The organism is Legionella gresilensis (assembly GCF_900639865.1).
Classification (GTDB): Bacteria; Pseudomonadota; Gammaproteobacteria; order Legionellales; family Legionellaceae; genus Legionella_C; species Legionella_C gresilensis.
On record NZ_CAAAHX010000012.1, the window covers coordinates 72,010 to 92,382 of the forward strand.

Here is a 20,373-nt window from a genome sequence, read left to right on the forward strand (position 1 = left end):
ATTAAATCCTGATTTAATTTAGATAAAAATTTAAACTACTAAAATTTTTAAAAATTTGAATTAATAATTACATCATCTAAATTCTTTTTAATCTGATTCCATTGATCAAATATTTGGCTCTGTAAGTTTGGGTTTTGTTGAATTTCTAACTGCTTAGCATTCTCTTTAGTAAAATGAATATTTAAAACGCGTAAGCCTTTAGAATCGGAAAAAGCTTTGTTCACAGAAACGGTGTTCTTAATTGCATCATCAACAAACAAAATTGTTTTAATTTCTTTTTTTGTTTTGGTTAATACACAAAGTAGAGCTTGTCCTTTGTCTTCTCCATCTAGGAACATAATTCCTTGCTGGTAAATAACCTCATGGGTGAATTGTGGACAATGGACATTTCCAGCTACAGAAGTTTTATTATTTTTAAATTTTAACCCTTTTTCTTGAAACAATGGTTTATTGCCAATTGTAAAATCATTATCTTTAAGTTGTAGCATGGTGGCACTTAAGTGCTCTTTGCCGCGTGCTGTTAAGCCCATAACAATTGATCCCTGACTAGTAGCGCTTTTGAGAAAATGTAATACCGCATCATCGGTAACACGCATTTTAATTAATTGAAATAAAATGTTCTGAATTCTTACTAGTTGCTGGTAGTCCGCAGTAAATAATTTATCTGAAGTCTCTTTCATTTTTTGTAATTTATATTGCCAGTCCCACCAGCCAACACTACCTAAGGGCTGTGTCATAGTTAGCAAGGTATCATCTAGATCAAAGACTAGCAACGTTGTTTTAGGGTCAATATTAGCTTTATTATACAAAGCAGCAATTTCTGTGAAGCTGTCAGTCTGATAATTAATGACTTTAGCAAAGAGAGGGCTAAAGAAGACTGAAAAAATTAAGAATAATAGAATACGCATGTTGCCTCCTGGTAGTTGTCTATCAGAAGTTAATGGTATACATTAGCTAATTATTTGATTAGACTAAAAAATATAAATTCATTGTTCACTATGATAAACAATCAATTGAATCTAAATGATTTAGCTATTTTTGCTTTAGTTGTAAAAAATCGAAGCTTCACGCAAGCAGCAATTGAAGCCGGTATTTCTAAAGCTTGGGTTAGCCAGAAGATTTCTCAGCTAGAAAACGATTTGAATATCAAACTTCTCAAAAGAACTACCCGCTCTTTAAGCCTTACTAAAGGAGGGGAGATATTATTTCAACATTGTCAAGTTATGCTACAAGAAGTTAGTGCTGCAGAAAATCATTTACGAGAATATGCAAAATCACCTTCTGGTGAATTAGTTATCACTTGCCCTGAAATCAGTGGCTTAGAATTACTGCCAAACCTTTTAAGTGAGTTTAATTTTCATTACCCTCAGATAAAAATCCGATTAATTATCACTGATCAATTGATGGATTTGACTCGTGAGGGAATTGACTTTGCTTTTAGAACAGGAAAATTAACAGATTCAACACTTGTATCGCGCTATATTGGTAAGGTACCTCGCTGCCTTGTGGCGTCACCTAGCTATTTAGCAAAAAATGAGCCTATTAAAACCCCGAATGATTTAATTAATCATAAGCTATTAAAACATAGTTTGCTGTCTAATTGGCCATTAAAGAAAAATGAAAATATAGCTAAGTTTCATGTTAAAAATTTTGTCGTAGAAAGTAATTCACTTATTTTTTTACATCAGATGGCCTGCCGCTCTCAAGGCATTGCCTTTTTACCTTATTATGTTTGTTTCAATACATTAAAGAATAAGACACTGGTTAAAGTATTACCTGAATGGCTTAATACGGATAATCAATACTATTTAATTTATCATAAAGATAAAAGTACACTTTATATAAATCAATTATTTAAAGATTTTATATTAAACTCTAATTTAAAAAATATGATTTCTCCTTAAATAAAGAAAAATTTTACACTACCAAAGTCTTTCTTATTTATAGTAGTATTCTATTTTGTTAGTTATTATATGCCGTATTGCATTATTATTTATGGAAACATTTAGTACAACAGAGAAGTTGATTGAAGAGTTAGCCAGTCGGGTTTTAAGTATTAAAGAAAAAATTACTTATTATCACAATATCGGCAAGAAAATTTTTGCAACCTCCTCCTTTCAAACTCAAAGCTTACCGTTGCTACATATTCTTTCGGAGCTTGATTTTACAATTCCTATTTATTTTATTGATACAGGTTATCTATTTCCAGAAACTTACTTTTTTAAAGAAGAGTTGGTCAGTCAGCTAAGATTGCATGTTATTAGTGTAAAATCGCCTATTGCAAAATTAAGGCAAGTAGATAAACAGCATCAGTTTTTATTTATGACAGATCCTGATCAATGCTGTTATATAAATAAAATCTTGCCTTTAGAGCCTATTATCCAAACTCATGATATTTGGATAAGTGGTGTTAGAAGTGCACAAAGTAAAGTACGAGAAGGTTTTAGTGAAGAAGAAAAAGGAAAGTATGGTATTACTAGATTCCATCCTTTATTAAGATGGACCTCAAAAGAAATTTATTATTATTCTAAACACTATGAGCTTCCAGAGCATCCTCTACAAACTAAAGGCTATGTAAGTATTGGTTGTATTCCTTGCACAGCGAAACTCATTGATGCTACTTCTTTATCAAGAAAGGGGCGATGGGCAGGAATGAAAAAAGAAGAATGTGGATTGCATACTGAATTAATGGAGGTCGGAAGTAAGTGAATGTGTTAATTACCGGAGGCGCCGGCTATATTGGTTATGAACTAACCAAAATTTTATTAAGTCAGCCAGTTATTAAACAAATCACTATCTATGATAATTTTCTGCAAGCCAATTACCATTGTTTGAAAGAACTTATACAGTTACCTCAAGTTCGTTTTATTCGTGGTGATATTTTAGATGAAAATAAACTGGCAAGTGCATTAAAAGACATTGAGGTTGTTTGTCATTTAGCGGCTGTAGTACGAGCACCTTATAATGAAGAATTCACTCATTTGTTTGAACAGGTAAATCATTGGGGCACAGCAGTCCTTTGTTCAATTCTTGAAAAAAAACCTGTGCACAAATTAATTTATCTTAGTAGCGGTGCTGTTTATGGTTCATCATCAACGCCATGTGCTGTTTCTGAGGAACCCAATCCAAGCACGTCTTATGGCCATGCGAAATTGAATGGTGAAAAACAATTAGTGCGTATTAAATCAAAAATGGATGTAGTTATTTTGCGTTTAGGAAGTGTTTTTGGCTATAGTCCAGCCATGCATTATGGTTCGTTAATTAACAAATTTAATTTAGCTATCACTTTCCGTGAGCCTCTATTAGTGCACGGTTGTGGCAATCAAATTAGACCTTATATTCATATCGATAGAGCAGTAAAAAGTATTGCTTATTTTTTATCAGAAGATTATAAAGCGTCCGAAGGTTTATATAATATTTATGATTTTAATTTAAGTATTAATGAGATTCTGCAAAGTTATCATGAGCTTTTATTAAATTTTGAAATGATTCATGTCAGTCAAAACCAACGTCTAAAAGATTTAAGTTTAGATGGCAGCAATGAGCTTCACCATTTTATTGGTAAACCACAGGTGTTAAATGATTACATACAGCAAAGCTTAATTGGTTAAAACTGAGGAATTGCTTGGCTTGGTAGATAGCTAGGCTGATGTTTTAAAGGTTTAAAAAAATCTTTGCTTGTTTGTTTGGAAAAAATATCTGATAGCTCTATTTCATCACCTTGTATATTTCTAGGTGTTATACTTGTGCGTTGATGAAGTGAGCTAATAATAGTTTCATAGTCATTGGTAAACTCAAATTCTTCAGAGAGGGTGTCCAATTGGTTAATGATATTAATCTTATGGTGTAACTTATTTTTAGAAGTGGAAAAGGCCTCATATTTAGTATGCAAACTACGAATAAAATCGCTTAAATTACAAAAAAAAGTGATTAACAAAATTGGTAGTACAAGTGGAGGCATTGATGTTGCTATAGTTAAAAGAGCAACAGCAACAATACCTCGCAGTATAATAATAGCTACGCCCGAACCTGAATTAATAAGGTTTAAAAGTTTCGCATGTTTTGTAGGTTTTTTTTCAGTGAGCTGGCAATATTGATCAAGAGACATTTCTAATTTTCTTTCAGAATTAATCATGAGCTCTTGATCTTCGTGACCCATTACTAATTTTTTTACCTGCTGATATTGGCTTAGCAGCTCGATAAAAAGTGCATCAGAAGAAGTAGTTGGATTTAACTGATTACCTTTTTGATAATTGCTTAAACTTAAATTGAATTTATTGGCGCGATAAAAAAGCATGGTTAGATGAGCGCTAATAGTTAGTATAATTAACATTGTTGTAACAGCTGGTGCTAAAGACCAAATTGCACATGTCAATAAAAGCACAAAGAGGAGCGCTATAAAAGTTACAAATTTTAATTTTTTTGAGTAATTTTTATCAAACAGCACAACGGTAATTTGTAAGCCCAGATTAAGAAGATTTAAAGGAAATTTAAGTTGATTGAGTATTGCTTTGATAAAAAGTAACTGCAGAGACATCAGTTTTGCGGTGTCTTGACTAACATTTAACAACGTTCTTAAAATATTAGTATTTCTGCTGATATCTTCATTTTGCCTGCTTTTTTTAATTGCCCTTTTTATTAGGATTTTTCTAATATTCATAAACAGCAGTCTGGTTTTAATTATTAGTAAAACTTTTGTAAGAATAACAGTGTAAGCTAGATAATCCTAAAAGATTAATTTTAAACCTGAAACGCTTAAAATAGCGACAATACAATACCTTAACTTACTATTTTTAAATTGTGTTGCTGCAAAACTTCCTAAAATAGCTGCAGGAATAGAGCCAAGTAATAAAGTAAATAAGAGCAAGCCATCGACATGTCCTCCAATTAAATAACCGAGTCCTGCGACTAATGCTAAAGGAATGGCATGAGCAATATCTGTACCGACAAGTCGATTGGGGGTCATCTTTGGGTAAAGAAACAATAGTATTACGCTGCCTAATGCGCCAGCACCTATTGACGTAAGGGAAACCAGTATGCCAATTGTAATACCTGATATGACCGTTAAATAGTATTGTTTTTGACTGAAAATTTGTAAGTGCAAAGTCTGACGATGCGTAAGTTTATTTCTAAGCCAATTTTTTATTAATAACCCAGTAGCAGTTAATAAAATTACACCACCAATAATGGAGGTAAGAAATTTAGAATGCAGTGTTGTTAAATGCCCTGTTAGTAGAGCAATTATCATAATGAAGGCGGCAGGAAGACTACCAAGCCAGAGTTTCCGAACGATGGGCCAGTCAACTTGTTGTTCACGATGGTGAATAAGTAGGGCTGCAATTTTAGTAATGGTGGCAAACCATAAATCAGTCGCAACAGCAGCAGTTGGCGCAACTCCAAAAATAAGAAGCAAAATTGGCGTCATTAATGCGCCGCCTCCTACGCCCGTTAAGCCAACAATAAATCCGGTAAAAGCGCCAGCTATTGGATACATCAAGTCCATTTTAACCTCAATTCCTTAGGTCTATCTTATATGATTGCAGCGTTGCAAGAGGCCCATTTTATTTTTTACGTTTTTAACCGTATATAGTTTACAGTGCTTTGTAAAAATTTTTACAGTTTTATTATTCCATCTTGCCTATCATGGCTAATTCTTAGCACCATTATTCATCACTATATTGCTTTAGCAATAAAAAAAGGATTTTTAAATCCTTTTTTACCATAAAGTAGGGGTTGGCCTTTAAGTTGCTCAACGTTACCTCCTGCAGCTAATAAAATAGCATGGCCTGCTGCAGTATCCCATTCCATCGTATATCCAAGTCGTGGATAGAGGTGAGCACTACCTTCTGCAATTTTGCAAAATTTTAATGAGGAGCCGATAGCAATAAACTTCGCTACTTTTTTATTTAGCAAATAATTATTCATTGCTTCCACGTCATTATGGGAGCGACTACCTACTACATATAATCCATCTTCAGTTAAATTGGTAACCCCGATTACCTGTCTATTGCCATTCTTACACATTTTAATTGCGCCGCCTTCTTTAAAGCCAGCATATAAAATATTTAAAGCGGGTGCAGAGACTACGCCTAACACAGGTTGATTGTTTTCTATTAATGCAATATTGATGGTAAATTCACCATTATTATTAATAAATTCCTTTGTGCCATCCAATGGATCTACTAGCCAGAATTGCTGAGCATTCTGCCAATTGATAGGTTCTAAATTAGTACTTTCTTCAGAAATAATAGGCACTTTTGGTGTTAAGGCACTAAGTTTTTTTACAATAATCTTATGAGAAGCAAGATCCGCTTGGGTTAATGGACTATTATCTGATTTAATACAGAAATCAACTTTATCTTGATAAAGTCTTAAAACAGCGTCTGAAGCTTCCCAAGCGATACTAATAATTTTATCAAGTAAAGTGTTATTTATTTCAATAGGCAATTGCATATCATTCTTTAATATAATTTTAATAGCTGTATAACTTGTTCAGCTGCTTCAGCCGGCGTTTGATTTGCCGTATTAATAGTTAAGTCTGGTTTCTCGGGTATTTCATAACGACTATCAATACCTGTAAAATTTTTAATTTTTCCAGCTTTAGCTTTCTTATAAAGGCCCTTAACATCCCGAGCTTCAATAACTGCAAGTGGGGCATCAACAAAAATTTCTAAAAACTGTGTCTCACCTATTAATTGCCGAGCCATTTTGCGTTCAGCAGCAAAAGGTGAAATAAATGAAACTAAAGTAATGAGCCCGGCTTCGGTCATTAGTTTAGCGACTTCAGCAACACGTCTAATATTTTCAGCTCGGTCAGTCTCCGTAAATCCTAAATCACGGTTAAGGCCTAAGCGAATATTATCACCATCTAATAACATCGTGTGTTTACCCAAAGCATTTAAGTGATATTCAACAAGATTGGCTATTGTTGATTTTCCAGCGCCGGATAAACCCGTAAACCAAAGTACCAATGGTTTTTGCTGCTTAATCTCTGAGCGCATGATTTTATTAACAAGTAAATGCTGTGGATGAATATTAGTTGAACGTCTTAAGGCAAAATGAATTAAACCCGCTGCAACCGTAGCATTTGTTATTCTATCAATTAAAATAAAGCCACCTAACTCACGATTTATTTTATAAGGTTCAAAAGCAATTGGCCGATCTAAGGCAATATCACAATGACCAATTTCATTTAAAGTTAATTCCTTAGCTGCTAAGTGCTTCATCGTGTTAACATCAATACGGAACTTAGGCTTGCTCGGTGTACAAAGTGCTTTGACTGCACCAATTTTTAATAGATATTGACGGCCGGCTATCATGGGTTGCTTATCTAGCCATAATATATTTGTAGCAAATTGATCAGCAACTTCACAGGGTGAAGCAGCAGCAGCTAAGACATCACCTCGAGAAACGTCAACTTCATCTTTGAAAGTTAAAGTGATGGACTGACCTTGGTTTGCTTTATCTAAATCACCGTCAAACGTTACAATGCGTGCAATTTCAGTTTCTTTACCACTAGGTAAAAGCCTAACTCGTTCGCCAGGAGAAATAGAACCAGAGGCAATACGTCCTGTAAAACCACGAAAATCAAGATGGGGACGATTAACCCATTGTACCGCCATGCGAAATGGAAGATTTTCTTGCACATCGTCAATACTTACTTCTTCTAAGTACTGCATAAGTGTTGGACCCTGATACCAAGAAATATGAGAGGAGGGCGTTACAATATTATCGCCCTTTAAAGCAGAAACCGGGATCGCTTGCACAGTTGTAATATCTAGATTTTGCGCAAATTTATTATACTCGCTAACAATTCTTTCATAAATAAGCTCATCGTAACCAACTAAATCCATTTTATTAATAGCAAGAATTATATTTTTTACTCCAAGCATAGAAACAATAAAGCTATGGCGCTTAGTTTGAGTTAATACACCTTTACGGGCGTCAATCATGACAATAGCTAACTGTGCGGTAGAAGCGCCGGTTGCCATGTTGCGCGTATACTGTTCATGACCTGGGGTATCAGCCACAATAAATTTACGTTTGCTTGTGGAAAAAAAACGATAAGCTACATCAATAGTAATGCCTTGCTCGCGCTCAGAAGCAAGTCCATCAACTAAAAGGGCAAAATCTAGACTTTCGCCTGTTGTACCAAATTTTTTGCTATCGGCAGCAAGGGTAGCAAGTTGATCATCATAAATAGTATGCGACTCATATAATAAACGGCCAATTAACGTAGATTTTCCATCATCTACTGAACCGCAAGTAATGAAACGAAGGAAGCTTTTATTTTCATAAGCATTAAGGAAGGTTGTGAAATTATTTTGTTGTGGATGTACATACATTAGAAATAACCCTCTTGTTTCTTTTTCTCCATAGAAGCGGCTCCATCATGGTCAATAACTCGTCCTTGACGCTCAGAAGTCTTGCTAAGTAGCATTTCTTCAATAATGGCGGGTAAGGTCTTGGCTTTTGACTCAATAGCACCTGTTAAGGGATAACAGCCTAGGGTTCTGAATCTTACTTGTTTTAATTGTGGTTTCTCACCGGGTATGAGAGGTAGGCGATCATCGTCCATCATAATTAGAGCACCATCCCGCTCAACTACAGGACGTATCCCACTGTAGTAAAGAGGGACAATATCAATTTTTTCCTGGTGAATATATTGCCAAATATCCAACTCTGTCCAGTTCGATAAAGGAAATACGCGCAAGCTTTCGCCTGGGAGTTTACGGGTATTATAGAGATGCCATAATTCAGGCCTTTGATTTTTAGGATCCCAACGATGATTTTTATTACGAAAGGAAAAAATACGTTCTTTCGCCCGCGATTTTTCTTCATCGCGACGGGCGCCACCAAATGCGGCATCAAATTGATATTTATCTAGCGCTTGTTTTAAAGCAGCAGTTTTCATGACATCAGTGTGAATGGTTGAACCATGTTTAAAAGGATTAATACCTGCCTCTAGTCCTTCCTGATTAACATGAACAAGTAATTCAAGACCATATTTCTTAATAGTTTGATCACGAAATTCTATCATTTCGCGAAATTTCCACGTGGTATCCACATGAAGAAGAGGAAAGGGGGGCTTAGCAGGATAGAAAGCTTTTAAGGCTAAATGTAACATGACAGAACTATCCTTCCCTATAGAATAAAGCATGACCGGATTATCTGTTTCGGCCACCACTTCACGCATTATATAAATACTTTCTGCTTCCAGATGCTTTAAGTGGTTTAACTTCATGTATTTACTCCTTCAAATACTCAATTGGAGCCATTCAGCCCTATTCGACGAAGAGTCGTATTTGGCGCAAACTGTACTCAAATCCATTTGTTCACCAAGATTCAGTATTTTCCCTTAAAAACTTACCCTTAAATAGATACTTCTATGAAGATAGGATTACCGATAAAAAGGTGATGATGAGATAAAACCCTGATAAAAATTAAGTGATAAATTACTATAATCCCTTTTTTTTTAAAAGAGTTAAATTAAGTATAAAAAAATAACATATTAAATTTACACTTTCTTTTGCGCCAGTAATAGACCAAATAAACCTTGTATAGGTTTACCCGTATTGTCTAATTTATGTAGTTGCCCCGGCTTCTCATTGTATTCTATGATAGACCAGCCTGCATCTTGATAAAAATGATAGAGCTCCTGTTGATTAGCTAGATACGTAAAGTTTTCTGGGTAGTAATAAGGCTCAGCTTTAATAGGAAAAACTAAACAATGCAGGCCATTTTGTATGGTTAGTGTTTGTAATTCAGTTATTAAGTGATGAATCCTTGTAGGATGTAAAAATTGGAACGTCACAGTTGAGTAGATAAAGTCAAACTGCTCTTCCGCAAAAGGAAGCTGCTGATTTAGGTCATGTACTTGCGTGTTTATAGTCAATTGTTCTTCGGCAGCAATTTCATTGATTTTCTGAATAGATTTCGCATTAATATCAACTGCGGTAATATCATGTCCCGATAAAGCAAGCACTAATGGATTGCGACCTAGACCACAGCCAATGTCTAAAATTGACATTTTTTCTTGCTGTTTAAGATACGTTTGATAGATTTGCCACAGATCGGAATGAATAGGTGCAAGCCTATATTTTTTTTCAAAATACCGATGTGGTTGACAAGCAAATTTTAAGGTTGCTTTAAAATCTGAACTTTTCAAAATGATTTTATGCCATGATGCAGGTGGTATAATTAAGCTTGAATTTTGGTTATTTACTTCGTGTCGTGCAATTTCATTCGCTTGCCCATCTAAAAAGACAAAATCAATTGTCCCAGTTTGCAATTGGAAAACCCCCCAAGTTCCTTCTTTAGTGCTATGTTTATTAAGGAAAAATTGGAGATTTTGCTCACAATTTAGCTCGATTTGTTTATATATTTTAATATTTTTTAATAAGTGGTCATCAATAATCATAATATATGTTAGTTAATTAAATTTATTAAGCATATCTAAATAACTAGAACGTTGTCTATTTGCTATAATTAATATGAGAACTTTAAATCAAGTAATTTTATGATCACCGGAAAAGCCTCCATCTACGAGGCTATAATCAAAGTAGAAGATAAAATCGTTTTTAAAACAGATGGTGATGATCTTGATCATTTAATCGCATCGTTAAGTGTTCATTGTGAGTCCGAAAAGTCTGGAGCAGAAGCTGAAATTATAGAAATCAGCACTCATAATATTGTTTACCGTTGCCATAAACAAAGCGCTAGCGACGATTAAAGCCTAATTTTTAACAATTATTTAGTTAACAACTTCTTTAAGCACCCATATTCTAAGTTACTAACTTTATTTTATAGAAAGATATTAAGGGTTAAGTAAAACTTTTATACCCATTTTCCTGGTTTTCATAAACGCTAAAATGCTTATACAAAGCACAGGAAAGGCAAGAACCCATGGCTTTGGTTCCCATTGCGCAGTTAGAATACCTATAAAACCAGCTAAACTAAATTGACAAGCACCTATTAAGGCAGTCGCAGAGCCTGCTTGTTGTTTTAAGTCTTGTAAAGCAAGCGCAGTTGCTGTACCCATACTAAAGCCAATACCTGAGGTTAAACAAAGCATAGGCAACATAAAGCGTAAGACACTAGTATTATAATAATTTAGAAATATCATTAAGATACAAGCAAATAAAATACAAGCTAGGCCAAAGCGTACTATTTTTTCTAATGAATAATAATAGGTCAGGCCTGCGGTAATAATATTAATGAAAAAAACAGTTAAGGCATTTAGTCCAAACCACAAACCGTAATGAGTTGCACTAAGATGCAACTGACTAATTAAGATACCCGGTGATAAAGCACAAAATAAGTATAAACCTAATAAATTTACAGAAGCAATAAGCGTATATTGACGAAAATAATGATTAGTTAAAATGGTTTTAAATATTTTTAATTGCGCTGTATTTTGTTTAGGATAAGCATAATTTGGAATCCTATAAAAAGCGGTAATACTCATTAATAGGCCAATTAATGTAAGAAAATAAAAGCTACTGTGCCAATCGTGGGTGGTATCTATTAGAAGGCCACCTATGACCGGGGCAAGGCTTGCAATCATTGCATTTATTCCACCTAAAATACTGAATAATCGCGCACAAACTGTGGTGGGGAAATTATCTCTTACGATTATAAAGCATATTAAGTAAGTGCCACAGGAGCCAGCAGCTTGAATGACTCGAGCCATGATAAGTAGAGAGATTGATTGAGATAAAGCTGAAAGTATTGAGCCGATGAAATAGAGCAATGCTGCATAAATAGCAATACGACGGCGGCCATATTGATCTGCTAAAGGGCCAACAATTAATTGTCCCAAAGCAACAGTTAGCATAAATACATAAAGGCTAGCTTGCATTACAGTATCATTGGTTTTAAAAAAAGAGCTCATCACGGGAATTGCTGGAACAAACACATCCATAGCAAAAGAAATACTAATGACTAAGGGAAATAAGTAGCGAATACATTTTGCCTCTGTCCATTGAATTGAGTTCAATTAAAGATGATCCTATAAAGTTTATATTAGGTTTTATACTGAAAAGAAAGGGCGAAATTGTAACATATTAATTTAAAAATAAACCAGTTTTCCCTTGAATACACCAAATTGCAAATCACTACTTTAAACTTAAATTTTTTCGTTTTAACTGAAAAAATAGTTAGCTAAAATTAGCCCTCTATTTGATTATTCTGCTTAAGTTGCAATCACAAAAATGATCGATTAACATCTACACTCCTTTCAACTAAGGTAATAAACATGAGAAAAATACTTGTTATAACTTCCTTTGCACTATTGGCAGGTGGCTGCGCAGCTATTCCAGCTGAACCACAGGCAGTTCGTGGTGTGATTGTTTCAACAAAAGCTGCTCCACAAGGATGCAAGTATGTAGGGCAAGTGGTAGGAAACCAAGGTAATTTCTTTACAGGAGGTTTTACGTCCAATCGTAACTTAGAAGAAGGTGCTATGAATGACCTCAAAAATAAAGCAGTTCGGCTAGGGGCAAATTATATTCAGTTAATAACTAATCGGGCCGGTGTTACAGGATCAATGAGTGGATTTAGCGCACAAAGCAATGGTTATATGAGCGGTAGCTCACAACAAACCAACGTAACAAACCTTGGTAATGCTTATATTTGTTCACCAAAATCAATAGGCCTAGCTTAGGCTTCTTCCATACATACGTCCCGCGGCTTGCCCGCGGGATCCAGTGATGCTGCTAATATAGATTCCACGGAACGTAGACTAAGAAAAAACTTTTGAAAACAAGATAATTTTTATTGACCTAGCATTTACTGGCTTTAATTCAATTTAGTTGTATTTACTACGAAACTAAATATCACCACTCTTAATATTAATCTCACCTATAATTAAACTGAATAATAAAATATGGGAATAATTATGAGTGAGTTAACTTCGAAAGAGCGCTCCCTACTAAAAAATAGCCCCTTATTTCAAACATTGACTGAAGCTAATTTTGAAGAATTAATTAATATATCTCATGTGGTTACGTTCAATAAAGGGCAAACTCTTCTTATAGAGGGGGAATATAGTGATGATATTTATATAATTATTTTAGGCCAGGTTAATCTGTATAAGAAGAGCAGTGCAGGGAAAAAGAAGAGTTTAATTACTACTTTAAGTTCTGGAGAGTCTTTAGGCGAGATGCGTTTAATTAAAGATCAGCCCTGCTCTTTAACCGTAGAAGCAGATACACCCGTTAAATTATTACGTCTATCCATTCAAGTATTAAGATCGCAACCGTTTCAGCACTTATTAAATGCATTAACGCTAGCTCTAGCGAGAATTTTAAGTGCTAGGCTTACTTCAGATAATCAATTAGTGTCTGATAAAATAGTTGAAAGAGATAGGAAATCAACTCAGCTTTGGGTTTCACTTATTGTTATTTTTGCTTTGATTCTCTTATTATTGGAAGTTGGCGTTGGTTTTTATTATTTCCTAAATACTGATGATTTTCGCGAATTAAAAACTCAGCATTCAAATTACATTCCCAATACTAGAAGTTAAGTTGGTAAGGCGGGGATAAAAATGGCTTCCCCTCAATTAATTGGTTTTAATTTTTTTTCAAATAGTAAATTTACTTAACAATATCTTTTGTTGCTATTAGAATAGGCCACTTTTTGTCTTGTGGCTTTCTTGCAATGGTATTTTATAAAGAAAATGAATTAATAAAAATTGCTGATAAAAGAGGCGGTAAAAATAAATCAGATGTAGATGGCTTTTACAAAGATAGCCAAGGTCGAGAATTTTTTATAAAAAAACCAAAAGATGAGAAAGAATTATTTACAGAGCTATTCGCAGGTCTTCTTCTAAAAGAGCTCATGAATCGTAGCTTGATTGACGAGGCTTATTTTTCTTCATTAATTTGTGCGGATCTCATCAAGTTTGCAGATGATAGTTATGGACTTATTCAGCCAAAAATCTCTTTTACTGAATTATATAAAATTATTGGCACTGGATATCGTAGTGGTTCTGATAGGGATCCGCTCACTGAAATGCTTGCAGGCCCTAGTTATTATCCAGCTTTAACCCAACAAGGACAGTATTTTGGTTTATCTATTTCTTTAATGTTTTCACTTTTATTAGGTGATTACAGTGTTCATAGTGGTAATGTGGTTATTTTAGAGCCGTCTTCACCTCAAAATATCAACGACAGTTTAGATAAGGAAGAAAAGGATATACCTTCTGTTAAACAATTTGGCCGCATTGATTGGGGCGCTGCCTTTAGATATTTTGCGCATCCAGAAAACAATAAAGAGATTCTTAATCCTTATGAATATCAGGGGTTACTTAACTTTAAGTGGTTTACTAAGGGATATATTGCCAATTATAAAAATGTTGTTGGTTTATTTTCTGCCATTGCTGATAAGGCGAGTATTTTTAAATCTAGATTAAGTAAATCTGATAATATATTAAAAGATATCGTCAATAGTGCTTTTAGTAAAATACCTGTTGATTTACTTAGTCAAAAAACTAAAGCTGATTTAGCTAACTATCTAGCTATTCCTGATTTTGCCAAAATTAACTTTGGCCATGCAGATGGGTATAAAGATGTTGCCGAGATTTTTAGTGGTGTATTAGACTGGCGACTTAATATGATTGCCAGATTAAAGAAAAGAATCCCTGCAAACCAAGAGGATTTAAGTAAGCAGTCAGTTTATCAAAGTGTGATTTTTAACTCCGCTCAAATAAAGTCTACCGTATTAACTAGCGAAGCAAATATACCTTTTCCTGACCAATTGACCTCTTGGTTAAGTCTACTTAATGAAGAGAATCCTCTAGATTTAACTAAACTTAATTTAAACTACGTGGTTAAACAATTTAACCTTTATATTGAATTATTAGCTCATCAAGCAGAGATTTTTAATCTTTGGGATCACGAACCTCATAGCAATATAAATATGTTTGCTCGCTATTATAAAGGTGAAGCCCAAGCAATGTTAGGGCATGCTTTTGTTGCCCAATATCGGGAAAGTACGATTTTACGGAGACTTTTTAGCTTAAATTTAGAAAGCGCAGCAACCAGTCGTTTTGCACCTTTCGAAATACCCACTGTAGAGTATAAAAAAGAACATCCAGATTCTTTTTGGTTATCTATTGAAACGGCTTTAAATAGAGGCTATGACGTTATTACGTATCTAAACGTATTGAAAAAAATTCAAAACTTAAAGGATCAAAATTTAAATAATCCAGAATTAATAAAAGAGCATTTTTTATCATTAAAACAAGCTTTAGAGCAGTTTGCACAAGCTAGCATGTTTTTAAATAAACAATTGGAAACTTGCTCGTTTAAACTCAATTCAGATAGTCACCTTAGATTTGAAAGTTCATTTTTTTATCCTATGTCGGATAAAGAGCTTAGCTTAATGAATGGCGATCAGCTAGTCACTATCTGTTTAGAAGAATTAAATGCGAATAAACCAAGCAGTTTAGTGGGGCGGCTTATTAAAAGAGATGATTTATGGCAGAAAATAGAAAGCGCTTATGTAGAAGGTAATTTTAGTGATAGAGTAGATAACCCACAAACTAAAATGAAATCATTAAAGCAATGGCGCCAAGCTTTCTTAGAATTTCAGCTCCAAAAAAATAATTTTGATAAAGCAGAGAATCTTGATAAAAAACAGGTTGTATTTGACCTTTTGGATTTGGGCTATGAAGATTTACCTGAGTTTTTGCAAGAGGATGAAGAAATATCAAAAAATTTCAATCAAAGAAAAGAATTATTAAGCACTTGGCAAAAAAGTAACGAACTCTATTTAATTCATGAGAAAATTTTTCTTAAAGCAAAATATAAAATCACAGTTTTTAACGATTTAAAGAGTGCATTTGATGCACTACCTATTAGGCTACAAGAATCTTACCAGGTTAAGCAGCAAGACTATCAAAATCAAGTTGAAGATGAGAAAAAATTAATTACTTATTTACAAAGCCTTGCTAATTTTAGGAGGTGTGCAACAGTAGTTGAAAGTTATTCTGCTTTTGTAACAGTTACAAACTGTTTTAAGCAATTACCTGAGCTCATTAAAACGGAATATCAAGCTGAATTTGATTCATTGCAAGCCAATAATGATCATTATAAAAAACTCTTAGAAAATAGCGTTATAGAAGAAAATGAATCGATTAGAAAAATAAATGCTATATTTCAGGGCTTACAAACTAATAACTATCCAGCATGCCAAGAGACTATATATAGTGACCCTATATTTTGGCAAGCTAGTAGGTGTTCTGAAAAAGAAGCCCTTACTGCTGAAATAGTACATGACTTATTAGTACTTAAAACCTTTTATCAGACTAAATATAAACCAGAAAATGATAAAATTTTTGGCAAAGAATACAATCAATCACTTAAAGAATTTTATAAAGAAGCATTAAATATTCGCTTATCCCCGCTATCTATCCCGCAACAAGTAAAAGCAATAACCGATAAAGCACATAGCTTATTTCAACCACGTCATAGTACAAGACGACTTTTGGCTGATGCGTTAATGATCGTTAGTATTTTGTTTGCAGGTTTAGGTATAGCCATTATGGCAAGGCGATATAGTAAAAATAAACCTATCTTTTTTAGTCAGGCCATTACTAAACGAGAAGACGAACTAAGAAAAGACTGGTTAATTAAAAATCCGCTTGAAGAGAAAAAAGATGAGGCTTGTGTATTTACATTACCAACTATATCTATACAAGCCTAATCCATTTTAACTAATAAAAGTATTAGTTAAAGGATAATTCGTTTGCCCATTCTGGTGGTAAGGCAAAGTCTTTTTGTAAAGTGTCAATAGCATTTTTTATCTCTTTAATAAAAGAGTTAGGAAAACCATTGTTTATTTGACTAAGTTTAAATTTAAGATCTTTAGACCAGACATGCGTATTAACCAAGGTTTCTGCGTCTTGTACTTTTAAGTCTCGCAACGTAATTGCCGCATCATCTAAAATAGCTTTGACTTCTTTTTTTATATAAAGATTTTTAGTCTTAAAAAAGTATTCAAAAAAATTGGGTTTACATTTTTGAGTTAAAGTAGTTAATAACATGGATGTCGCATTAGAAACCTTTTGCATATTGTTTTCGATAGAAAGAAATTCTTGTAATGAACCATAAGGTGGTAATAGATTATGTATTTGCTTAGCCCTAATATGTTTATTAAGTGCTTTAATTTTAATGTCTAGATCTTTGGTAAATCCTCCTAATTTTCTTTCTTGATAAGCGACTACCCGATAATTAGAACCAAAAGGTGGGTTGATAACATGAATGCCATTATCTTCATTTAAGATTTGCATCTTAGGGTAGCGGCTTATTGGTTCAATAGTAGCTGGATTTAAAAATTTATCTTTATTAACCAATCTTTCTCTATTGTCTTTATCAAAGGTTGTTGGATCTGGATCAACATGAAGGATAGAAGGACTAATTTTTGCAGCGTTTTCTGGATCAATAGAGTTTGAAGTAAGAATATGATCAGCTTGTTCAGGGACGCAATGACTATAATCTATAGTTTGATTTAATTGACCTAATAGTAACTTTTTAGAATGCGAATAGGCATGATCTAAGCAAATATCAATTGCTTGAATAAATCGAGCGCCTCCTCGAGTTTCAATTTCAAGAATACTATTATTAGAAATAACGCCTTCACTGTCGATTTTACCCGCTGTATAAGCGCTAATCGTTTTTATTTTTGTCGGATTAAAATTGCTATTCTTTTGTTGAGAAAAATTCGTGGAATTTGGATAGGTAATGTCAATTTTAGATGCAAATCCTTTAACAATCGTGTCTATTTTAGGAGGTTGTCCACCTTGAACATATAAAGCAACATTTAAATTTTCTCCCTGGTTATTGACCACAGAAAAAGAACTTAATAAAAAATGAACATTATCATGAACACTACAGGCTAAAGCTTCAATTTCTTCTATAACAGAGGCAAATTGAGCTAGGGTTAGTGGATTTTGACTATATAAGGAAAATTCAGGCAATGAAAATCGAGTAATTTTATTAAGGCAACCTTGTTTCAATTGACAGCCCCCTTCTGGTAAAACCTCATAATAAGCATGTTCATGATAGAGATTTGCCATTTGAAAGAAAGTACTTATGTGATCCATTAAACGTGACAATGAGTCTAAATTTCTATATGGATTTTTACTATTTTTTGACTCACCAAAGGATTCTTTTCTATTTAAGGGGTAAGCAACTAGATCTTGAATGCTGACTGTTGCATTTTCTGTGCTTATCTTCTGCTCATATTCTTTAATACTCTTTTGCCAGCGGGAGCGGTAAGTTAGATATTGGTGATAAAACATAATAAACGAGATAAATTTATAAGGTTGGAAATATAAAACAGAAATATTAACGGAATATTAAGAAAATTCTTTTGTGAATCAATTATCTCAATAGATATTCTTTTTCCTTTTGAAGGAAGCTAAGATTAGCTTAAATATAGACTTATGATCTAGGTAATATCTGTTTAATAAAAACTTCTTATACTTAAATTGTACTTTAGGTGCTTAAAAGAGATAATTTAATTATGAATTATTTATTATGTCTTAAGTAATTAATTTAAAAGCAGGCCAGTAAAGGTAGGTTTGGCTAAGTATAGTGCAGCCTAACAGTTGGAGTCAGAAGGCATGTAGCATATTGGTAATCTGTTGGGCTGCACTTCGTTTAGCCCAATCTAGGCGATAACAAGATTCTTAGATTCTGCGAGCAAGTCGATGAACGTGGGGCTAAATTGCTATCTTTTCCTTAGGGCGACGTCTAGCCACTCCCGTAATCCGAACAATCTTTATTCTCTATGGAAAATAAAAAAAACTATTGTCTATAATTATATCAATCGAGTTGTATGAGGATTTATTATGGTTTCGAAAAATCTCGCTATTAGCGACGCATTAACAATTCAATATCAAAACTTTATAAAAGATTATAAAAATTTTGATCAAGAGTGCTATGCGACTTTAACCACTAATATAAGCGGTGCTACACAAGAATTAGATAAGTTAGATAAAGTTATTTCATTAATCGAAAATTGGCGTAAACGAAAATATAATCCTAAAGAAAATCCTAAAATTAAAGAAAAACTAAAAGAATTAATGGGCTATCATGAGCTAGAGAAAAAACTAAAGAAGGAGGAAGAGCGTGTTCAGGATTCAGAAAAAGAAAGAGATAGAGAGGTAGCAAGAGCACCTTACGGCCTAACGTTAGAAGAAATGCAGTTACTATTAAAGGTCTTCGGTACTAGTAAGGATGGTAAGGGAGTTATGTACATTGAATCTAAGGAGGCCTTGCTGACTGAAATAGGAATGAAATTTCCACGGTACGCAAATCCTAAGGATCCTAAAGCTGTTAATCTTTTAAATAGTCTTATTAAGAAAATACAGGAGTCTCAAGAGCCGTGGGAAGAAGAAAAGAGAGTTATTAACTCATGTGTTAACAAGATAGATGATTTTAATGAAAATCGTCAAATATATAAGAAGAGTCAGTCGAGGCTGGAGGCATTAACAAAAGACATTGAACAATTAGTCGAAGCTAAAGACAAGAAAGTTAGTTTAGAGCTTTTCAAAGAAAAAAGAAGTACGATGAAAAATTATAGGAAATCTAATCAAGATATTCTAGATATATTTACAAAACATAGACTGCCAATATCGACTCTAACAGGTAATCTTGAGACAGATTTAGAAGCAGTTCAGAAAGGGATTAAAAACGCCCCAAATAGTAAAGCTCGTAAGCAATATAAAGTGATTGAAGAAAGATTATTGCAATGGATAAAAAATCCAACTCGATTGGATGAGAGTCGTAAAGCTATAAACAACGCTTTGGCTTCAGTGGATCAAATAGTTCGATTTGAAAAATTAAAAGAAGAATTAGAAAACCAATCTTTACAAGGTGATCCTCAAATTTCCCCCATTTCCAATGGAGCTCATCCTCATACTTTTTTTAGTCGCAGCAATGGTGATAATGAAGAATTAACTAATGAAGAAAAAGTGAAGAAGAATAAAGAAAAAATTAAGGATCTAAGAAAGGCGGTTAATTGTAAGGGAGAGGGAGATTTAGACACAATAGTAGCTGAGTGGAAAAAGTTGGAAGAAGAAATAGATGCATTAGAAAGGAAAAATGAAGCACTCATGCCAAACAGAGAATTATCTGCTAATGAAATAAGGAATGAAGTTTTTATTGCGGTCCTAAAAGAAGGGGCGATACTAACAATTATGGAGCAAAGTACAAGCGGAGATAAAAACCAGGCAGAATTAATACAATACCTAGAAACAATTAAAAAAGAAATAGAGGACTTAAGAAGTGAAAAGGATGATTTCGCTAATGAGAATACCACAGCGCCAGAAGGTATGAGTTTTTAGATCAAGACAGTTGCTCCTTC

At 33.8% G+C, this 20,373-nt stretch carries 17 protein-coding genes; 8 read left to right on the forward strand and 9 right to left on the reverse strand.

Annotated features, from left to right (window positions below):
* Nucleotides 1–47 precede the first annotated feature (47 nt).
* The gene (locus tag E1P04_RS13840) at nucleotides 48–908 is read right to left on the reverse strand and encodes a DUF2608 domain-containing protein (protein ID WP_131783496.1); all 861 of its coding nucleotides are present in this window, start codon (nucleotides 906–908) and stop codon (nucleotides 48–50) included.
* Between the two features lie 90 nt (nucleotides 909–998).
* Between E1P04_RS13840 and E1P04_RS13845 the strand changes: the two genes are divergently transcribed.
* The 3 genes from E1P04_RS13845 (at nucleotide 999) to E1P04_RS13855 (ending at nucleotide 3,611) form a co-directional block, all read left to right on the forward strand.
* A complete protein-coding gene (locus E1P04_RS13845) occupies nucleotides 999–1,904 on the forward strand; it encodes a LysR family transcriptional regulator (protein ID WP_131783497.1) in 906 nt (301 codons plus the stop codon).
* 91 nt (nucleotides 1,905–1,995) lie between these two features.
* Nucleotides 1,996–2,709, forward strand: coding sequence for a phosphoadenylyl-sulfate reductase (locus E1P04_RS13850; RefSeq protein ID WP_131783498.1), 714 nt, complete (start codon nucleotides 1,996–1,998; stop codon nucleotides 2,707–2,709).
* Nucleotides 2,706–3,611, forward strand: a complete 906-nt coding sequence (locus E1P04_RS13855; protein WP_131783499.1) for an NAD-dependent epimerase/dehydratase family protein — start codon at nucleotides 2,706–2,708, stop codon at nucleotides 3,609–3,611. Before E1P04_RS13850 ends, E1P04_RS13855 begins: the two co-directional genes overlap by 4 nt.
* Here the strand turns inward: E1P04_RS13855 and E1P04_RS13860 are convergent.
* The 6 genes from E1P04_RS13860 to tehB form a co-directional block, all read right to left on the reverse strand.
* Nucleotides 3,608–4,660 (reverse strand): hypothetical protein, encoded by a 1,053-nt coding sequence (locus E1P04_RS13860; RefSeq protein WP_131783500.1) that lies wholly within the window; start codon nucleotides 4,658–4,660, stop codon nucleotides 3,608–3,610. The genes E1P04_RS13855 and E1P04_RS13860 overlap by 4 nt on opposite strands.
* Nucleotides 4,661–4,726: 66 nt before the next feature.
* Nucleotides 4,727–5,503, reverse strand: coding sequence for a sulfite exporter TauE/SafE family protein (locus E1P04_RS13865; protein WP_207386032.1), 777 nt, complete (start codon nucleotides 5,501–5,503; stop codon nucleotides 4,727–4,729).
* 170 nt (nucleotides 5,504–5,673) lie between these two features.
* Nucleotides 5,674–6,453, reverse strand: coding sequence for a 3'(2'),5'-bisphosphate nucleotidase CysQ (gene cysQ / locus E1P04_RS13870; protein WP_131783501.1), 780 nt, complete (start codon nucleotides 6,451–6,453; stop codon nucleotides 5,674–5,676).
* 8 nt (nucleotides 6,454–6,461) lie between these two features.
* On the reverse strand, nucleotides 6,462–8,345 hold the full coding sequence (cysN, locus tag E1P04_RS13875; protein ID WP_131783502.1) for a sulfate adenylyltransferase subunit CysN: 1,884 nt from the start codon (nucleotides 8,343–8,345) through the stop codon (nucleotides 6,462–6,464).
* A complete protein-coding gene (gene cysD, locus E1P04_RS13880) occupies nucleotides 8,345–9,244 on the reverse strand; it encodes a sulfate adenylyltransferase subunit CysD (RefSeq protein ID WP_131783503.1) in 900 nt (299 codons plus the stop codon). The genes cysN and cysD overlap by 1 nt, the downstream gene beginning before the upstream one ends.
* Nucleotides 9,245–9,517: 273 nt before the next feature.
* Nucleotides 9,518–10,420, reverse strand: coding sequence for an SAM-dependent methyltransferase TehB (tehB, locus tag E1P04_RS13885; RefSeq protein WP_131783504.1), 903 nt, complete (start codon nucleotides 10,418–10,420; stop codon nucleotides 9,518–9,520).
* 99 nt (nucleotides 10,421–10,519) lie between these two features.
* On the opposite strand from tehB, the gene E1P04_RS13890 reads away from it, so the two are divergent.
* Nucleotides 10,520–10,732, forward strand: coding sequence for a hypothetical protein (locus tag E1P04_RS13890; RefSeq protein WP_131783505.1), 213 nt, complete (start codon nucleotides 10,520–10,522; stop codon nucleotides 10,730–10,732).
* Between the two features lie 84 nt (nucleotides 10,733–10,816).
* Here E1P04_RS13890 and E1P04_RS13895 read toward each other — a convergent pair whose 3' ends face one another.
* The gene (locus tag E1P04_RS13895; RefSeq protein ID WP_131783506.1) at nucleotides 10,817–11,998 is read right to left on the reverse strand and encodes a multidrug effflux MFS transporter; all 1,182 of its coding nucleotides are present in this window, start codon (nucleotides 11,996–11,998) and stop codon (nucleotides 10,817–10,819) included.
* 258 nt (nucleotides 11,999–12,256) lie between these two features.
* On the opposite strand from E1P04_RS13895, the gene E1P04_RS13900 reads away from it, so the two are divergent.
* The 3 genes from E1P04_RS13900 (at nucleotide 12,257) to E1P04_RS13910 (ending at nucleotide 16,707) form a co-directional block, all read left to right on the forward strand.
* On the forward strand, nucleotides 12,257–12,664 hold the full coding sequence (locus E1P04_RS13900) for a DUF4156 domain-containing protein (protein ID WP_131783507.1): 408 nt from the start codon (nucleotides 12,257–12,259) through the stop codon (nucleotides 12,662–12,664).
* 234 nt (nucleotides 12,665–12,898) lie between these two features.
* Nucleotides 12,899–13,525 carry a cyclic nucleotide-binding domain-containing protein gene (locus E1P04_RS13905; RefSeq protein WP_165482792.1) on the forward strand — a complete coding sequence of 209 codons (627 nt, stop codon included), beginning with the start codon at nucleotides 12,899–12,901 and terminating at the stop codon, nucleotides 13,523–13,525.
* A gap of 134 nt (nucleotides 13,526–13,659) precedes the next feature.
* Nucleotides 13,660–16,707, forward strand: a complete 3,048-nt coding sequence (locus tag E1P04_RS13910; protein ID WP_131783509.1) for a LepB GTPase-activating domain-containing protein — start codon at nucleotides 13,660–13,662, stop codon at nucleotides 16,705–16,707.
* Nucleotides 16,708–16,729: 22 nt separating this feature from the next.
* Here E1P04_RS13910 and E1P04_RS13915 read toward each other — a convergent pair whose 3' ends face one another.
* Nucleotides 16,730–18,304 carry a hypothetical protein gene (locus tag E1P04_RS13915; protein ID WP_131783510.1) on the reverse strand — a complete coding sequence of 525 codons (1,575 nt, stop codon included), beginning with the start codon at nucleotides 18,302–18,304 and terminating at the stop codon, nucleotides 16,730–16,732.
* A gap of 552 nt (nucleotides 18,305–18,856) precedes the next feature.
* Here E1P04_RS13915 and E1P04_RS13920 point away from each other — a divergent pair.
* The gene (locus E1P04_RS13920; protein WP_131783511.1) at nucleotides 18,857–20,353 is read left to right on the forward strand and encodes a hypothetical protein; all 1,497 of its coding nucleotides are present in this window, start codon (nucleotides 18,857–18,859) and stop codon (nucleotides 20,351–20,353) included.
* Nucleotides 20,354–20,373: the final 20 nt, after the last annotated feature.